Consider the following 15,065-nt stretch of genomic DNA (forward strand, 5'->3'; position numbering starts at 1 on the left):
GGGCGGCTCCCGGTGAAGCGTTTCGCCGAACTCCTCGACCGTCTGGTGCTGACGCCGTCGCGCAACGGCAAGCTGAAGCTGATGACGGACTATTTTCGCGCCGTGCCCGACCCGGAGCGCGGCTATGCGCTGGCCGCGATCACCGACGGGCTCGACATCCGCTCGGTGAAGCCGGCGATGCTGCGCGCGCTGATGTCGAGCCGGATCGACGACGTGCTGTTCGACTATTCCTACGACTATGTCGGCGATCTGGCCGAGGCCATCGCCCTCGTCTGGCCCTCGCCGCACGACGGCGAGGAGCGCGGGCGGAACGACGTGCCGACGCTGGCCGAGATCGTCGAGACGCTGAACCGCGCCTCGCGGCTGGAAGGCCCGCGGCTCGTCGAGGAATGGCTGGACCGGCTCGACTCCTCCGGTCGCTACGCGCTTCTGAAGCTCGTCACCGGCTCGATGCGCATCGGGCTGTCGGCGCGGCTCGCCAAGCAGGCGCTCGCCGATTTCGGCAAGGTCGATGTCGCCGAGATCGAGGAACTCTGGCACGGGCTCCAGGCGCCATATCTCGATCTCTTCGCCTGGCTGGAAGGCGAGGCGGGCAAGCCGGTCTCCGCGGCGCGCTCACCCTTCCGACCGGTGATGCTGTCGCAGCCGCTGGAGCCGCCGGACTACGAGCGGATCACCCGCGAGGAATATGCGGCCGAATGGAAGTGGGACGGCATCCGCGTCCAGGCGACCTGCGAGAAGGGCACGGCGAAGCTCTATTCGCGCTCCGGCGACGACATATCCAGCGCGTTCCCCGACCTTCTGGAGCACATGCGGTTCGAAGGCTCGCTCGACGGCGAGCTCCTCGTCGCGCGCCCCGCGGCGGACAGCGAGCCGCTGGTCGATCCGCATGGCGGTCGGGTTGAGGACGACATCGTGGTCGGCACCTTCTCCGACCTGCAGCAGCGCCTGAACCGCAAGACGGTCTCGGCCGCGGTGATCCGGAAGCATCCCGTGTTCCTGCGCTGCTACGACCTCCTTCAGGACGGCGCCGAGGATCTCCGCCCGCTCGCCTTCAAGGCGCGGCGCGAGCGCCTCGACGCTTTCGCGACGCATCTCGACAAGACGCGCTTCGACGTCTCGCCCTTCGTGCTCTTCGAGACCTTCGAGGACCTGACGCGGCTGCGCGCCGACCCGCCGCACGCGGTGATCGAGGGGCTGATGCTGAAGCGCTGGGACTCGGCTTACGTACCCGGACGGCCGAAGGGGCCGTGGTTCAAGTGGAAGCAGGACCCGCACGTCATCGATGCCGTGCTGATGTACGCGCAGCGCGGGCACGGCAAGCGGTCGAGCTTCTATTCCGACTACACGTTCGGCGTCTGGGCGGGGCCGGCCGACGATCCGGCGCTGGTGCCGGTCGGAAAAGCCTATTTCGGCTTCACCGACGAGGAGCTGAAGCAGCTCGACAAATACGTGCGCGACAACACGGTCGAGCGGTTCGGACCGGTGCGGTCCGTGCGGGCCGATCCCGACCACGGGCTCGTCCTCGAGATCGCCTTCGAGGGCCTCCAGCGCTCCGGCCGGCACAAGAGCGGCATCGCGATGCGGTTTCCGCGCGTGTCGCGCCTTCGATGGGACAAGCCAGCCTTCGAGGCTGACCGCATCGAGACGCTGGAGGCGATGCTGCCCGCATGATCGGCTTGCGGGCTCGCGCGCACGCCCTTACCTGTTCCTCCGAAGGGCGCGAACGGGGCAGGCGGCACGGATGAGCGATCGGGTATCGGATTTCCTCGGAGGCTCGCCGCTCGGCGTCCTCGTGCGGCTCGTGGTGATCTCGCTCCTCGTCGGCGTGCTTCTGTCCTGGCTCGGCTGGACGCCGCGCGAGATCCTGTTCTGGATCGAGGGAAGCTTCCGCGACGTATGGCGCACGCTGTTCGGCTCGCTCGACAGCGTGGTGAACTACTTCCTGCTCGGCGCCGCGATCGTCTTCCCGCTGTTTCTCCTGTCGCGTCTGCTGAAGTCCGGGCGACGCTAGCCGACCCTGTTCGCCGATCGGCGCCCGACGTCGAGCTGTCATACGAGATCGATAGGCTCCCGCCCTGCAACTGCGAGTTCGGGAGCGCGGCGATGACGGCACTTGCGGACGGCGAGCGGATCGCCGGCGAACGGCGCGGCCCGGACCTCGACCGGGGTCTCGGCGCCGGAGGGCGGTGGGGCTTCGTCGTCGCGATCCTCGCGGCCGTCGTCTACGTCGCCTGGAGCATCTGGGCGGACGTCGCTCAGTCGGGCGCCGAGCCGACGACCTATACGCCCTTCGCCCTCCTGTTCGTGGCGCTGCTGATCGCGCTCGGCTTCGAGTTCGTCAACGGCTTCCACGACACGGCGAACGCGGTGGCGACGGTGATCTACACCCACTCGCTGCCGGCCCACGTCGCCGTGGTCTGGTCCGGCTGCTTCAACTTCCTCGGCGTCGTCCTGTCGAGCGGCGCGGTCGCCTTCTCGATCGTCTCGCTCTTGCCGGTGGAGCTGATTCTCAGGGTCGGCTCGGATGCCGGCTTCGCGATGGTCTTCGCGCTGCTCATCTCCGCGATCGTCTGGAACCTCGCGACCTGGTCGCTCGGCCTGCCGTCCTCGTCGTCCCATACGCTGATCGGCTCGATCATCGGCGTCGGCTTCACCAATGCGCTGATCAGCGGCCACGGCGGCACGGCCGGCGTCGAATGGAGCGAGGCGATCAAGATCGGCTGGTCGCTGCTGCTCTCGCCGCTGCTCGGCTTCGGGCTCGCGGCGCTGCTCTTCGCGGCGATGCGGCTCGTCGTGCGCAACGAGGCGCTCTACCGCGAGCCGAAGGGCAGCCAACCGCCGCCGCCCTGGAATCGCGGCCTACTGATCTTCACCTGCACCGGCGTCAGCTTCCTGCACGGCTCCAACGACGGGCAGAAGGGCATGGGCCTCATCATGCTGATCCTGATCGGCACGGTGCCGACCGCCTACGCGCTGAACAAGGCGGTGCCCGCGAGCTATACCGCCGAGTTCCATTCCAACTCGTCCGCGGCGGCCGAGGTGTTCGAACGTCACGCGAACGGTGCGCCGGCGCCGGCCGACCCGGCGGGCGCGATCACCCACTTCATCTCGGAGAAGACGCTTAGCCCCGACACCGTGCCGGCGCTCGCCGTCTTCGTGCGCAACATCGACGGCGAGGTCGGTCGCTACGGCTCGCTGCAGGCGGTGCCGGCGCAGGCGACCAAGAACGTGCGCAACGAGATGTACCTCGCCTCCGAGGCGATCAAGCGCCTCTCTCAGGAGAAGGCCGGCGGCTTCTCGCCGGACGAGACGAAGACGCTCGCCGCCTACAAGGGCTCGCTCGATGCCGGAACGCGCTTCATCCCGACCTGGGTCAAGGTCGCGGTGGCCTTCGCGCTCGGCCTCGGCACGATGATCGGCTGGAAGCGGATCGTGGTGACGGTCGGCGAGAAGATCGGCAAGTCGCACCTGACCTACGGCCAGGGCGCGTCCGCCGAACTCGTCGCCATGGCGACGATCGGCCTCGCCGACGGCTACGGCCTGCCGGTCTCGACGACGCACGTCCTGTCGTCCGGCGTCGCCGGTACGATGGTTGCCAACGGCTCGGGCCTCCAGATGTCGACGGTGCGCAATCTCGCCGCCGCCTGGATTCTCACTTTGCCGGCTTCGATGTTCATCGCCGGGCTGCTTTACTTCATCTTCGTCCACCTGTTCTGAACGATGGCGTCGCGACCTGACGGGGAATCGAGTGTCATGCGCAGCATAGCGAGCGCTCTTCCGCTCGGCGTCGCCGCCGTGCTTGTGGCATCGGCGGCGCTCGCCCAGCAGCCGGTGATCAGCGGCGCCACGCCGCTGAAGCCCTCGGTCGAGAAGAACCCGCTGCGCTTCGGCACGGACGAGGCCTATGTCAGCATCGCGCCGTTCTTCCAGTTCGAGCCGGGCCACATCTCGTCCTCGCCGAACGAGATCCTCGACAATGTGGACGACACCGACGCCTGGTTCCGCCGGGCGCGCCTCTACATCGATTTCGGCCTCTACGATTTCGGCGGCCGCTACGCCGCCGATTTCGGCGGCGACAGCGGGCCGGACACGATCTACGCTTACCTCGACTGGAACTTCAACAAGAACGGCACGATCCAGGTCGGGCAGCAGGAGAACCAGTTCTCCATGCAGTCGCTGATCGGCAGCCGGTCGGCGCTGTTCAACGAGAACGGCACCAACGCCACGCTGCAGCCGCAGGCGGCGGTCGGCGCCGCGCTGTTCTACGGGCAGGAGAACTACAGCCTCGGGGCGGGGGTGTTCGGGGCGGACATCAACGATGAGCAGCCGTTGGGCGAAGGCACCACCGTTTCGGCGCGGGCCACCTACGCGCCGCTCTACGGGCCGGACGCGTCGATCCATCTGGGCGCCGCGCTCAGCGCCTCGTTCGACACCGGGATCCCCCGGTCGTTCTCGGGCTCGAACGGCACGGCGTTGTTCGAGGTGTCGCCGATCACGACGGGCGCCTACAACGACGTCGACGACTACCTCGCGGCGAACCTCGAATTCGGCGCGGCGGTCGGGCGCTTCACGGTGCAGAGCGAGTACACGTTCGGAGAAGTCGAGGACGGCCAGCGCGACGAAGCCTTCCTGCACGGCGGCTATCTCGGCATCCTCGCCTTCCTCACCGAGGATCACCGCGACTACGACGGCAAGTACGGCATCTTCAAGCGCGTGAAGCCGAAGGACCCGATCACGAAGGGCGGCGGGTTCGGCGCGCTGGAGATCGGCGGCCGGCTCGACTACCTCGACCTGTCGGAGGCGAGCGACGCGGCGGCCGACGCGTCCGGCCGGCAGATCGGCGGCACCGGCATCGTCAACTGGTATCTCAACGACAAGCTGCGCCTTTCCGCCAGCGACACCTATACCGCCGTCGTCGACGGCCCGAACGACGGCGACGAGATCAACACCGCGATCTTCCGCGTCTGGTTCGTCTACTGAGGCGCAAGCGCCGCCCGGACTGTCATCGAAGCTTCGCGCGAGCTCGCTAAGCGGTTCCCGGCGCCCCGCGATCCCGGCGGGGCGGCGTCCAGGCCGCGGAGAACCGCCCCATGCTACCGAAGACCCTCGGCGCCCTCGCGCTCGCCGCCGTCCTCACCACGCCCGCCGCGGCGGCCCCCGTGAAGATCGACTTCTGGTTCGGCAATTCGGGCGACATCGCCAAGCGCGTCCAGGAACAATGCGACCGCTTCAACAAGAGCCAAGGCGACTACGAGGTCGTCTGCACCAGCCAAGGCTCCTACGACGCCTCGCTGCAGAACACGATCGCCGCCTTCCGCGCCGGCCAGCAGCCGACCATCGCGCAGGTTTCCGACGTCGGCACGCTCGACATCATGCTGTCCGGCGCCTTCTACCCGGCGAACAAGCTGATGAAGGACTACGGCTTCCAGATCGACTGGAACGACTACTTCCCCGGCATCGCCAGCTACTACGCGACGTCGAAGGGCGAGATGTACTCCTTCCCCTTCAACTCCTCGACGGCGCTCCTCTACTGGAACAAGGACGCCTACGCGAAGATCGGCAAGGACCACGGTCCCGCGACCTGGGAAGAGGCGGCCGCCGACTTCAAGGCGCTGAAGGAGGCGGGCTACGCCTGTCCGCTCGGCTTCGACATCTCGCGCAACGAGGTCTGGCAGTTCGAGGAGCAGTTCCTTGCCGTCCACGGCGAGCCGAACGCCACCATGAACAACGGCTACGACGGCCTCGGCGCCGAGATGGTGTTCAACAAGGGCAAATGGGTCCGCTTCGTGAAGGACCTGAAGGGCTGGTACGACGCCGGCTACGCCGTCATCAAGTCGAAGGACACCGGCCAGGACTTCGTCGCGGCCTTCGCGGCCGGCGACTGCCAGACGATCCTCACCTCCGTCGGCGACCACGGCACGATCGGCCGCACCGCCAAGCCCGGCATGAACTGGGACGTCGCGATGCTGCCGGTCTACGAGGGCACGGAGCGCAAGAACTCGGTCGTCGGCGGCGCGACGCTCTGGGTGCTCGCCGGCAAGTCCGATGCCGAATACAAGGGCGCGGCGACCTTCTTCCAGTTCCTTGCCAAGCCGGAGGAAGCGCTGACCTGGTCCACCGTCACCGGCTACATCCCGGTGCGCAAATCCGGCTACGATTACCTCCAGAAGGAAGGCTTCTACGCGAAGGCTCCCTACAAGGGCCGGGAGCTCGCGATCCAGAGCCTGTCCTACACGCCCCCCAGCCCGGTGACCCGCGGCAACCGCCTCGGCGGCCTGCTGCAGATCCGCCAGGAGATCGCCAACGGCCTGCAGCAGATCATGATCCAGAACGCCGACGTCCAGACCGCCCTGGACGGCGCGGCCGAGCGTTCGAACGCGATCCTCCGCCGCTTCGAGCGGACCTACGAGGGCAAGCAACTGCCGTAAGGCGGGAGCTTTCCGCCTTGGAAAAGCGCGCGACCTTCTCCTCGACGGGCGTCGGCCTTCTCTTCGCCGCGCCCGTTCTCCTGCTGATCTTCGTCTTCTTCTACTGGCCGTCGGCCCAGGCGCTCTACTGGGCGCTGACGCTGGAGCAGCCGTGGGGCGGCGGCAACGCCTGGGTGGGTATCGCCAACTTCGAAGCGCTGTTCCGCGACGCCGCCTACTGGAACTCGATCGCGCGCAGCCTCGTCTTCGCGCTCGCCTCCACCGGCATCGCGATGGCAGTGTCGCTCATGCTCGCGCTCTTCGTCGACCGCGAGCTCCGCGGCTCGCGCTTCTACCGCTCGGTCCTGATCTGGCCCTATGCGATGGTCGCGCCGGCCGTCGGCCTCGCCTTCCGCTTCATCACCGGGCCGGAGGCGGGGCTGCTGGCGGTGCTGAACCGCATCGAGCCCGGCTTCTGGAATCCGACGCTGAACGGCAACCACGCGATGATCGCGATCATCGCCGCCTTCGCCTGGAAGTATGTCGGCTACAACCTGATCTTCTTCGTCGCCGCGCTGCAGTCGATCCCGCGCTCCCTGATCGAGGCCGCCGCGATGGATGGCGCGGGACCGGGGCGGCGGATGCGCGACCTACAACTGCCGCTCCTGACCCCGACGCTGTTCTTCCTGCTGGTGATCAACATCACCGAGAGCTTCCAGGACTCCTTCGGCATCGTCGACATCATGACGGCCGGCGGCCCGGCCCGCTCGACGGAGCTGATGGTCTACAAGATCTATTTCGACGGCTTCCGCGGCCTCGACTATTCCGGCGCCGCCGCCCAGAGCATCGTGCTGATGGCGCTCGTGATGGTGCTCACCGTCGTCCAGTTCCGCTTCGTCGAGCGGCGCGTGCACTACCGGTAGGGCGAAATGGTCGAGCGCACCCCGATCTTCGACGCCGTCTGCTACGCGCTCCTGACGCTCGGGGCGATCGTGGCGCTCCTGCCTTTCGCGGTGGTGCTGATCGCCGCGACGCAGGATCTCCACGCAGTCAACCAAGTGCCGATGCCGCTCGTGCCGGGCGGCAGCCTGTTCGGCAACCTCGCCGAGGCCTGGGAGCGGGCGCATCTCGGGCCGCGCCTCCTGACCAGCTTTGTGTTCGCCTCGGCCGTCGCGGCCGGTAAGGTGGTCTTCGCGGGCATGGCGGCCTTTGCCATCGTCTATTTCCGCTTTCCCGGCCGGATGCTGATCTTCTGGGCGATCTTCGCGACGCTGATGCTGCCCCTGGAGGTGCGGATCGTGCCGACCTACGCCGTCGCCGCCAACGCGCTGCAGCCGTTCCAAGCGATCCTCGACGCGACGGGCACGACCTGGGCGATCGAGCGGCTCTCGGGCCTCCGCGTCGCACTGCACTGGGGCCTGCTCAACTCCTATCTCGGCCTCGTCCTGCCGCTCGTCGCTACCGCCACCGGCACCTTCCTCTACCGGCAATTCTTCCTGACCGTACCGGACGAGATCGCCGAGGCCGCGCGGATGGACGGCGCGGGGCCGATCCGCTTCTTCTGCGAGATCCTGATGCCGCTGTCGCGCTCCAACATGGTGGCGCTCGCGACGATCATGTTCGTCGCGGCCTGGAACCAGTATCTCTGGCCGCTTCTCATCTCGACCGATCCGAACTTCGGCACCGCGACGACGCAGTTGAAGGCGCTCATCCCCGGCGAGTTCGGCCTGCCGGACTGGAACGTCGCGATGGCCGGCACCCTGATCATCATGGCCCCGCCGCTCGTCGTGATGATCCTGATGCAGCGCTGGTTCGTGCGCGGCCTCGTCGCCACCGAGAAATAGGAGGCCGGCCATGTCCGCCATCGCCATCCGGCAGGTCCGCAAATCCTACGGCTCCAACGCCGTCGTCCACGGCGTCGATCTCGACATCCGGTCGGGCGAGTTCGTCGTGATTCTCGGGCCGTCCGGCTGCGGGAAGTCGACGCTGCTTCGGATGGTCGCCGGGCTCGAAGCTATCAGCGGCGGCGAGATCGCGATCGACGGCCGCGTCGTGAACAAGCTGGAGCCGCGCGAGCGCGGCTGCGCCATGGTGTTCCAGAACTACGCGCTCTACCCGCACATGACGGTCGCGGAGAACATCGGCTACGCCCTGAAGGTCGCCGGCGTCGCCAAGCCGGAGCGCGCCCGTCGCATCGCGGCGGTGGCGAAGATCGTCGACCTCGAACCCTATCTCGATCGCAAGCCCGCGGCGCTTTCCGGCGGCCAGCGCCAGCGCGTCGCGATGGGCCGGGCGATCATCCGAGAGCCGAAGGTGTTCCTGTTCGACGAACCCTTGTCGAACCTCGACGCCAAGCTCCGCGTCCAGATGCGCGCCGAGATCCGCCGCCTCCATCGCCGGCTCGGCGCGACCTCGATCTTCGTGACCCACGATCAGGTCGAGGCGATGACGCTGGCCGACCGGCTCGTCGTGATGAACGGCGGCCGCGTCGAGCAGGTCGGCACGCCGGCGGACGTCTACCGCCGGCCGGCGAGCCGCTTCGTCGCCGGCTTCGTCGGCTCGCCCGCCATGAACCTCTTCGAGGGCAACGCCACCCCCGGCGGAACCTTCGCCGTGTCGACCCAGGAACTGGTGCACCTCGCCGAAGCGGTCGCGCCCGGCACGCCGCTCGTGCTCGGCATCCGCCCGGAGGATGTGCGCCTCCTGGCGCAGCCGGAGCCGGGCGCGCTGCCGGCGACCGTCGATTTCGTCGAGGAGCTCGGCGCCTCGCGCGTCGTCTACGCCAACCTCGACAGTGGCCCGCAGGTCGCCGCGCTGGCGGAGGGCATCGGTGGCTTCGAACCGGGCGAGCGGGCATGGCTCCGCCTGGAGCCGTCGCGCACGCATCTCTTCGATCCCGCGACCGGCGCGCGAATCGAACCGCGGCTGCCGCTGGCGGTGGCGGCCGAATAATTTCACTTCGTCCAGCACGAGCCTAGCCATGACCAACCGCTTCGTTCGACGCGCCGTCGACCGCCTCCGAGCGCCATCATCGGACATCCTGATCGAGATCGCGGCAGCGCCGCCGACGATGGCGGAGCACGACCGGCTCGCTTCGGCCGCCGGTATCTTCGATGCTCTGGAAGCCGGCGGCACCGGCGTGGGCTCGCCGCTCGGCGGATCGATCCGCGTCGCGGCGTGGAACGGCGAACGCGTGAAGTACGCCGAAGGCTCGGCCGATCTCGTCCGGCGTTCCGGCGCCGATGTCCTGTTCCTGACCGAGACTGATGTCGGCATGGCGCGCTCCGGCAACCGCCACACGGCAGCCGAACTCGCGGGCGCGCTCGGCATGACCTATGCTTTCGGTGTCGAGTTCCTGGAACTCGGGCTTGGCGACGAGCGTGAGCAGGCGGAACTGGCGGGCGCGCGTAACGAACTCGGCTTCCACGGCAACGCGTTGCTGGCGAAAGCGCCGATCCTCGATCCGTTCGTCTTGCGGCTCGACGAGGGCGGGGTCTGGTGGCGCGAGGTCTCGAAGGGCCAGAAGCGGCTCGGCTGGCGCATGGCGGTCGGGGGCTGGATCGCGCTCGGCGGGACCCGTGTCCTCGTCGCCTCCGTCCATCTCGAAAGCAAGACCGATCCGGCCGACCGCGCGCGGCAGACCGAACGTCTCGTCGGCTGCCTGATGGAGGCGGCCGGAAGCGCGCCGATCCTGATCGGCGGCGACTTCAACACCAACACTCTGTCGATGGAGACGGCCGGCGATTGGTTCGAACGGCCCGAAGCGCACGAGCCGATGTTCGAGGTGCTGGGGGCCGCCGGCTTCGAGTGGCGGGACGCGAACCTCGCCGCGACGACGCAGCGTCCGAGCCGCACCTCGACGCCGCGCACGCCGCACCGCCGGCTCGACTGGCTGTTCCACCGCGGTCTCGTGGCGTCCGCGCCGGCTGACCTGCCGGCGCTGGATACGGACGGCGAGGCGCTGTCCGACCACGATCTCGTCGCCGCGAGCTTCGAGTTGCGCTAGCTCTCAGCCGGCGAGATCAAGCCGGCGGGTGGCAGCCGGGTCCATCTGCTCCCCCACCGCGTCGAGGAAGATATCAGCGCAGGCCTCCCAAGTGAACCGTGCGGCATGCGCGACCGCCGCCTCGCGCGGCACGGCGAGCGCCCGAAGGCACGCGGCACGAAGGTCGTCCGACAGGACGCCGGCGCCGCTCGTGCCGACGACGTCGAGCGGTCCCGGCACCGGAAAGGCTGCCACGGGCACGCCGCTGGCGAGCGCTTCGATCAGGACGAGGCCGAACGTGTCGGTGCGCGAGGGGAAGACGAAGACGTCGCTGCCGGCATAGGCCCGCGCCAGCGCCTCGCCGGCGAGGAGACCGGTGAAATGCGTCTTCGGGTAACGGGCGGCGAGCTCCTTCAGCATCGGGCCGTCGCCGACGACCAGCTTCGAGCCCGGCAGGTCGAGCGACAGGAAGGCGTCGAGGTTCTTCTCCGGCGCGAGGCGTGAGACGGTGAGGAAGATCGGCTGCGGCAGGCCGAGATCGACGGCCTCGCGCGGATGGAACTGCGCGCGGTCGACGCCGCGCGTCCAGAGCCGGAGGTTGCGGAAGCCGCGGGCTTCGAGATCGCGCCGGATGCTCTCGGTCGGGACGAGGCAGGCCGTCGCCGGCGCGTGGAAGCGGCGCAAGAGCGCGTAGGAGAAGCTGTCCGGCACGGGCGCGCGCTTGGCGAGATATTCCGGAAAGCGCGTGTGGAACGAGGTGGTGAAGCTCGTCCCCCGCGCCATCGCAGCGCGCCGCGCCGCCATGCCGATCGGCCCTTCCGTCGCGATGTGGACGGCGTCGGGACGGAACTCGTCGAGGACGCGGCCGAGCCGGAAAGAGGTCGCGAGCGCGAGGCGAATCTCCGGATAGGTCGGGCAGGGCAGGGTGCGGAAATCCTTCGGCGCGACGACGCGCACTTCCACTCCGCGATTTTCCAACTCGCTGCAGAGGCTGGCGAGCGTCCGCACGACGCCGTTGACCTGCGGCTCCCATGCGTCGGTGGCGAGGAGGAGACGCATCGTCACGCCGCTTCCAGGTCGGCGTCGGCGAGGCTCGGCGCGGTCGTGACGGGGCGCCGGCGGCCGATCGCCGGGACCGCGACGGTTTCCGCCCATCGGATCAGTTCCAGCGAGCCGTCGTCGCGCTCGCCGATCGCGGTGCAGCTTTCCACCCAGTCGCCGGTATTGGCGTATTCGACCTCGCCGCGCCGGCCGATCTCGGCGTGGTGGATATGGCCGCAGACAACCCCGTCGCAGCCCTGGCGCTTGGCTTCGGCGGCGAGCGCCGCCTCGAAGGCGCCGATGAAGGCGACGGCGTTCTTCACCTTCAGCTTCGCCCAGGACGAGAAGGACCAGTAGGGGAAGCCGAAGGCGCGGCGGACGCGGTTGAAGACGAGGTTGACCGCGATCGCCGCGTCGTAGGCCCAGTCGCCGAGATAGGCGATCAGCCGGGCGTTGCGCACCACGACGTCGAACTCGTCGCCATGCATGACGAGGAGCCGCCGGCCGTCGGCGGTAGTGTGGACGGCGGACTGCCGCACCTCGACCCCGCCGAAGTGCTCGCCCGGAAAGTCGCGCAGGAATTCGTCGTGGTTGCCGGGCACGTAGACGATGCGCGCGCCCTTGCGGGCCTTGCGCAGGAGCTTCTGCACCACGTCGTTGTGCGACTGCGGCCAGTGCCACGAACGCTTCAGCCGCCAGCCGTCGACGATGTCGCCGACGAGATAGATCGTCTCCGCCTCGTGGAGGCGCAGGAAGTCGATGAGGAGGTCGGCGCGCGCCGCCTTCGAGCCGAGATGGACGTCCGAGATGAAGAGCGTCCGGAACCGCCGCGTCGCCGTCGCATCCATGGCCAAAGCTTCCGTGAGTGCCGCGTCGGGCAGAGCTTTGCCCGACGCCGGTCACAGCGGTGTGACGGGCCTGTGGAAAACCTCGCCCGTCCCGCTCAGCGCGCGTCGAGGAGTTCCGCCACTTCGAGCAGCACGAACTCGTCGTCGTCGGCCCGGTTCGGCGCGCGGCCGGCGGAAAACGGGAAGTTGTTGTCGTTGCCGACGACGATGTGCGTCGCGTCGACCCGGTCGACGTTCTCGATCGTGACGAACGGCATGTCGTAGAGGCCGTCGTGGCCGCCCTGCTTCGCGACGCCCTTCGGGTCCTTGATCGCCAGGAGATCGATGAAGCCGAGCTTGTCGACCGCCTTGCCGACGTTCGCGTCGTCGAAGGCGATCTTGGTGACGCGCTTCAGCTTGGCGGGCTTGTCGAAGCAGTCCGGCTTCGGCTCGGCGGAACAGGCGGCGGAGGCGCGGCCGACGCCGTTGTCGCGCTCGATCACCAGCGCGGTCCGGTCGTCCAGCATGTTGAAGTCGCCGATCGATTCGCCGCCCGGCGCGAACGGGTAGAGCCAGGAACGGCCGGTCCAGTCGTCCTTCGCGACGTCGAACTCGACGATGCGGAGCGCCGTCCAGCCGTCCGCGGTCTTCTCCGGCGCGCCGTCCTTGAACAGCGGGCCTTCGAGTAGCGCGTAGAGCTTCGCGCCGTCCGGCGACTGTGCCAGCCCCTCGAAGCCGCCGGAGCGCTTCAGGTCGAAGGCCGGCAGCGGCTTCGTCGGGTCGGCCGGAAGCTGGAGCGTCGGATTGTCGGGCGAAAGCACTTTCACCTCGCCGACGCGCGTGTCGTGGACTTCCTTCAGATGCCCGTCGCGGTCGAACTTCATGAGCCAGGGGCCGAACTCGTCGCCGATCCAGAAGCCGTCCGCCACCGGCTGGATGGATTCGACGTCGAAGTCCGCGCCGGTGAGGTAGCGCTTGTCCGAGCCTTCCATCACGATGGGGAAGGGTGCGACCTTGTCGGGATCGCTGAGGAAGACGGTCTCCCGGCGATCCACCTTGCCCGCCTGCCAGTCGAAGGCGAGATGGTGCAGCATCAGCATCCCGTCGCTCGACGTCGCCTTCGAGCCGAAGCCGTTGTCGCTGAGGCTCCAGAACGTGCCGTCCGGCATGCGGCGGATGCCGGAGAAGCCCTGCACGGCCTGCCCGTCCAGCGGCAGGCCGAAGCCGGTCGGCCGTTTGCCGTCCATGCCCGGCACCTTCCCGAGTTCGCTTGTGCGCTTACGGTCCGGCGTCGTGAACTTGCCGGCCTGGCGTAGGAATTCCGGCGCGTCGGCCGGCGCGGCGACCAGCGTATCGGCGGGGAGCACGGCCTGTCCCGCCAGCACCGCGTCGAAGCGCGTGCCTTCGTTGTCGGCGGCGAAGGCGGCGGATGCGCCGACGAGGAGGATGGCGAGGCTTCGCACGAGAATCATGGGGGCGGTCTCCGATTGCGGCGCGGAAGACATCCTGCTTGGGTCACGGGCGATTGACGCTCCGATGACCGTTCGATGACGCTCAGCCCCGCAAAGCGTCTGCCGGCGACTGGCGGTAGGCGAGGAGCGCCGGGACGAGCGTCGCGACGCCGCTGACCGCGAGAAGCGCGAGGAGCGACCAGATATCCTCGCGGTGGAACTCGACCGGTAGCGCGACGCCGCTGGCCGTGCCCCCGATCCGCGCGAGGAACCCGGCTGCGGCACGGCCGAGACCGAAGCCGGCGAGGATGCCCGTGCCGACCACCGCGAAGACCTCGACCCAGACCACGGCGAACACGATGCCGCGCGGCGCGCCGAACGCCCGGAGCGCCCCGATCTGCCGCCGGCGCCCGAGGACGTGCGCGACGACGGTAAGGAGGATCGCCGCCGCGACGAGCCCCTGCGCCCCGGCCGCGACGGCGGCGAGGATGCTCCGCGCGTCGCCGAGCGTGCCGTAGAGACGGGTCAGCACCTCGGCCGGGAACACCGCGAGGCTGCGGTCGCCCCGGTATTGCTGGCGGAGTTTGTAGGCGTCGGCGATCGTCTTCGGCTTGACGAGGATCGCCGGCACGCCCGGTGCGGCGGGGTCGGCGAGAAGCGCGGCGTCGAGCGGCGCGTCGGGCACCGGGTCGTCGGCGTGCGCGGGGGTCGGATGCGCCGAGGCGAGGAGGGGCGGCGTCTCGTTCGCCTCATGCTCGTGCGCCTTCCAGACGGCCTGGATCGGCACGAGGACGGCGCGGTCCCACGGCGTTCCGGTCGGGGCCATGCGTCCGACGATCCGGTAGGCGATGCGGGCATGCGGATGGCCGCCCTCCGCCGCCCGTCCGTGCAGCGGGGTGAAGGTCGAGCCGAGCGGCCGGTCCACCGCCGCGCCGGCCACCGCCTCGTCCATCCGCTCGAACGCTCGCCCCTCCGCGATCCGGCCGAGTCCGGCGACGACGTCCGCCGTGGTGCCGACGATCGGATCGTCGCCGACGAAATCGCCGAAGCCGACCGGCGCGGCGAAGGCGACGCGCGGATCGGCACGCAACTCGGCGAGGACGTGGCCGGGAAGCAGCGGCAGCGGCGCGGGCTGCAGAAAGACGGCGGAGAGAACGAGCTGCGTTTCCGAGCCCGGCGCGCCGACGACGAGATCGAAGGCCGCCGCCGCCCGCGCGCTGCCGAGCCGCAACGCCCGTTCGCTGAGCGTCACGGTGACGCCGAGCGCGCTCGCCAGCGCGACGATGAGCGCGATCGCGAGGACGCCCGCGGCGTGACGCCGAAGATCGGCGAGAACGAGGCCGAGCACCGG

The 15,065-nt window shown here is 69.0% G+C and carries 13 protein-coding genes; 9 read left to right on the forward strand and 4 right to left on the reverse strand.

What is annotated here, in order from left to right:
* Nucleotides 1-12: 12 nt before the first annotated feature.
* From F6X38_RS08340 to F6X38_RS08380, 9 genes are all read left to right on the forward strand, one after another.
* Nucleotides 13-1,674 carry a cisplatin damage response ATP-dependent DNA ligase gene (locus F6X38_RS08340; protein ID WP_150969249.1) on the forward strand — a complete coding sequence of 554 codons (1,662 nt, stop codon included), beginning with the start codon at nt 13-15 and terminating at the stop codon, nt 1,672-1,674.
* Between the two features lie 70 nt (nt 1,675-1,744).
* Nucleotides 1,745-2,014, forward strand: a complete 270-nt coding sequence (locus tag F6X38_RS08345; protein ID WP_150969251.1) for a DUF6460 domain-containing protein — start codon at nt 1,745-1,747, stop codon at nt 2,012-2,014.
* Between the two features lie 92 nt (nt 2,015-2,106).
* On the forward strand, nt 2,107-3,720 hold the full coding sequence (locus F6X38_RS08350) for an inorganic phosphate transporter (protein WP_150969253.1): 1,614 nt from the start codon (nt 2,107-2,109) through the stop codon (nt 3,718-3,720).
* Nucleotides 3,721-3,756: 36 nt separating this feature from the next.
* Nucleotides 3,757-4,983, forward strand: coding sequence for an OprO/OprP family phosphate-selective porin (locus tag F6X38_RS08355; RefSeq protein WP_161992669.1), 1,227 nt, complete (start codon nt 3,757-3,759; stop codon nt 4,981-4,983).
* 110 nt (nt 4,984-5,093) lie between these two features.
* Nucleotides 5,094-6,431, forward strand: a complete 1,338-nt coding sequence (locus tag F6X38_RS08360) for an extracellular solute-binding protein (protein WP_150969256.1) — start codon at nt 5,094-5,096, stop codon at nt 6,429-6,431.
* Nucleotides 6,432-6,448: 17 nt separating this feature from the next.
* Entirely contained in the window at nt 6,449-7,333 is an 885-nt protein-coding gene (locus F6X38_RS08365) for an ABC transporter permease subunit (protein WP_150969257.1), read from the forward strand.
* Between the two features lie 6 nt (nt 7,334-7,339).
* Nucleotides 7,340-8,254 (forward strand): ABC transporter permease subunit, encoded by a 915-nt coding sequence (locus tag F6X38_RS08370; protein ID WP_150969259.1) that lies wholly within the window; start codon nt 7,340-7,342, stop codon nt 8,252-8,254.
* Nucleotides 8,255-8,264: 10 nt separating this feature from the next.
* Nucleotides 8,265-9,362, forward strand: coding sequence for an ABC transporter ATP-binding protein (locus tag F6X38_RS08375; RefSeq protein WP_150969261.1), 1,098 nt, complete (start codon nt 8,265-8,267; stop codon nt 9,360-9,362).
* A gap of 28 nt (nt 9,363-9,390) precedes the next feature.
* Nucleotides 9,391-10,416 carry an endonuclease/exonuclease/phosphatase family protein gene (locus F6X38_RS08380; RefSeq protein WP_150969263.1) on the forward strand — a complete coding sequence of 342 codons (1,026 nt, stop codon included), beginning with the start codon at nt 9,391-9,393 and terminating at the stop codon, nt 10,414-10,416.
* A gap of 3 nt (nt 10,417-10,419) precedes the next feature.
* Here F6X38_RS08380 and F6X38_RS08385 read toward each other — a convergent pair whose 3' ends face one another.
* The 4 genes from F6X38_RS08385 to F6X38_RS08400 all read right to left on the reverse strand — a co-directional run bounded on the left by F6X38_RS08385 (nt 10,420) and on the right by F6X38_RS08400 (nt 15,062).
* Nucleotides 10,420-11,454 carry a glycosyltransferase family 4 protein gene (locus F6X38_RS08385; protein ID WP_150969491.1) on the reverse strand — a complete coding sequence of 345 codons (1,035 nt, stop codon included), beginning with the start codon at nt 11,452-11,454 and terminating at the stop codon, nt 10,420-10,422.
* 2 nt (nt 11,455-11,456) lie between these two features.
* Nucleotides 11,457-12,284: a UDP-2,3-diacylglucosamine diphosphatase gene (locus F6X38_RS08390; RefSeq protein WP_150969265.1), complete on the reverse strand. Its 828-nt coding sequence runs from the start codon at nt 12,282-12,284 to the stop codon at nt 11,457-11,459.
* Between the two features lie 95 nt (nt 12,285-12,379).
* Nucleotides 12,380-13,735 (reverse strand): esterase-like activity of phytase family protein, encoded by a 1,356-nt coding sequence (locus F6X38_RS08395; protein ID WP_150969267.1) that lies wholly within the window; start codon nt 13,733-13,735, stop codon nt 12,380-12,382.
* Nucleotides 13,736-13,817: 82 nt separating this feature from the next.
* On the reverse strand, nt 13,818-15,062 hold the full coding sequence (locus tag F6X38_RS08400) for an ABC transporter permease (RefSeq protein WP_150969269.1): 1,245 nt from the start codon (nt 15,060-15,062) through the stop codon (nt 13,818-13,820).
* Nucleotides 15,063-15,065 lie beyond the last annotated feature (3 nt).

The organism is Plantimonas leprariae, from assembly GCF_008802405.1.
Classification (GTDB): Bacteria; Pseudomonadota; Alphaproteobacteria; order Rhizobiales; family Rhizobiaceae; genus Plantimonas; species Plantimonas leprariae.

Excerpts from the sequence above, each read along its gene's own strand:
- F6X38_RS08370 (WP_150969259.1), top strand. The coding sequence starts at position 7,340 with ATGGTCGAGCGCACCCCGATCTTCGACGCCGTCTGCTACGCGCTCCTG.
- F6X38_RS08390 (WP_150969265.1), bottom strand. The coding sequence starts at position 12,284 with ATGGATGCGACGGCGACGCGGCGGTTCCGGACGCTCTTCATCTCGGAC.
- F6X38_RS08355 (WP_161992669.1), top strand. The coding sequence starts at position 3,757 with ATGCGCAGCATAGCGAGCGCTCTTCCGCTCGGCGTCGCCGCCGTGCTT.
- F6X38_RS08385 (WP_150969491.1), bottom strand. The coding sequence starts at position 11,454 with ATGCGTCTCCTCCTCGCCACCGACGCATGGGAGCCGCAGGTCAACGGC.
- F6X38_RS08345 (WP_150969251.1), top strand. The coding sequence starts at position 1,745 with ATGAGCGATCGGGTATCGGATTTCCTCGGAGGCTCGCCGCTCGGCGTC.
- F6X38_RS08395 (WP_150969267.1), bottom strand. The coding sequence starts at position 13,735 with ATGATTCTCGTGCGAAGCCTCGCCATCCTCCTCGTCGGCGCATCCGCC.
- F6X38_RS08380 (WP_150969263.1), top strand. The coding sequence starts at position 9,391 with ATGACCAACCGCTTCGTTCGACGCGCCGTCGACCGCCTCCGAGCGCCA.
- F6X38_RS08375 (WP_150969261.1), top strand. The coding sequence starts at position 8,265 with ATGTCCGCCATCGCCATCCGGCAGGTCCGCAAATCCTACGGCTCCAAC.
- F6X38_RS08350 (WP_150969253.1), top strand. The coding sequence starts at position 2,107 with ATGACGGCACTTGCGGACGGCGAGCGGATCGCCGGCGAACGGCGCGGC.
- F6X38_RS08360 (WP_150969256.1), top strand. The coding sequence starts at position 5,094 with ATGCTACCGAAGACCCTCGGCGCCCTCGCGCTCGCCGCCGTCCTCACC.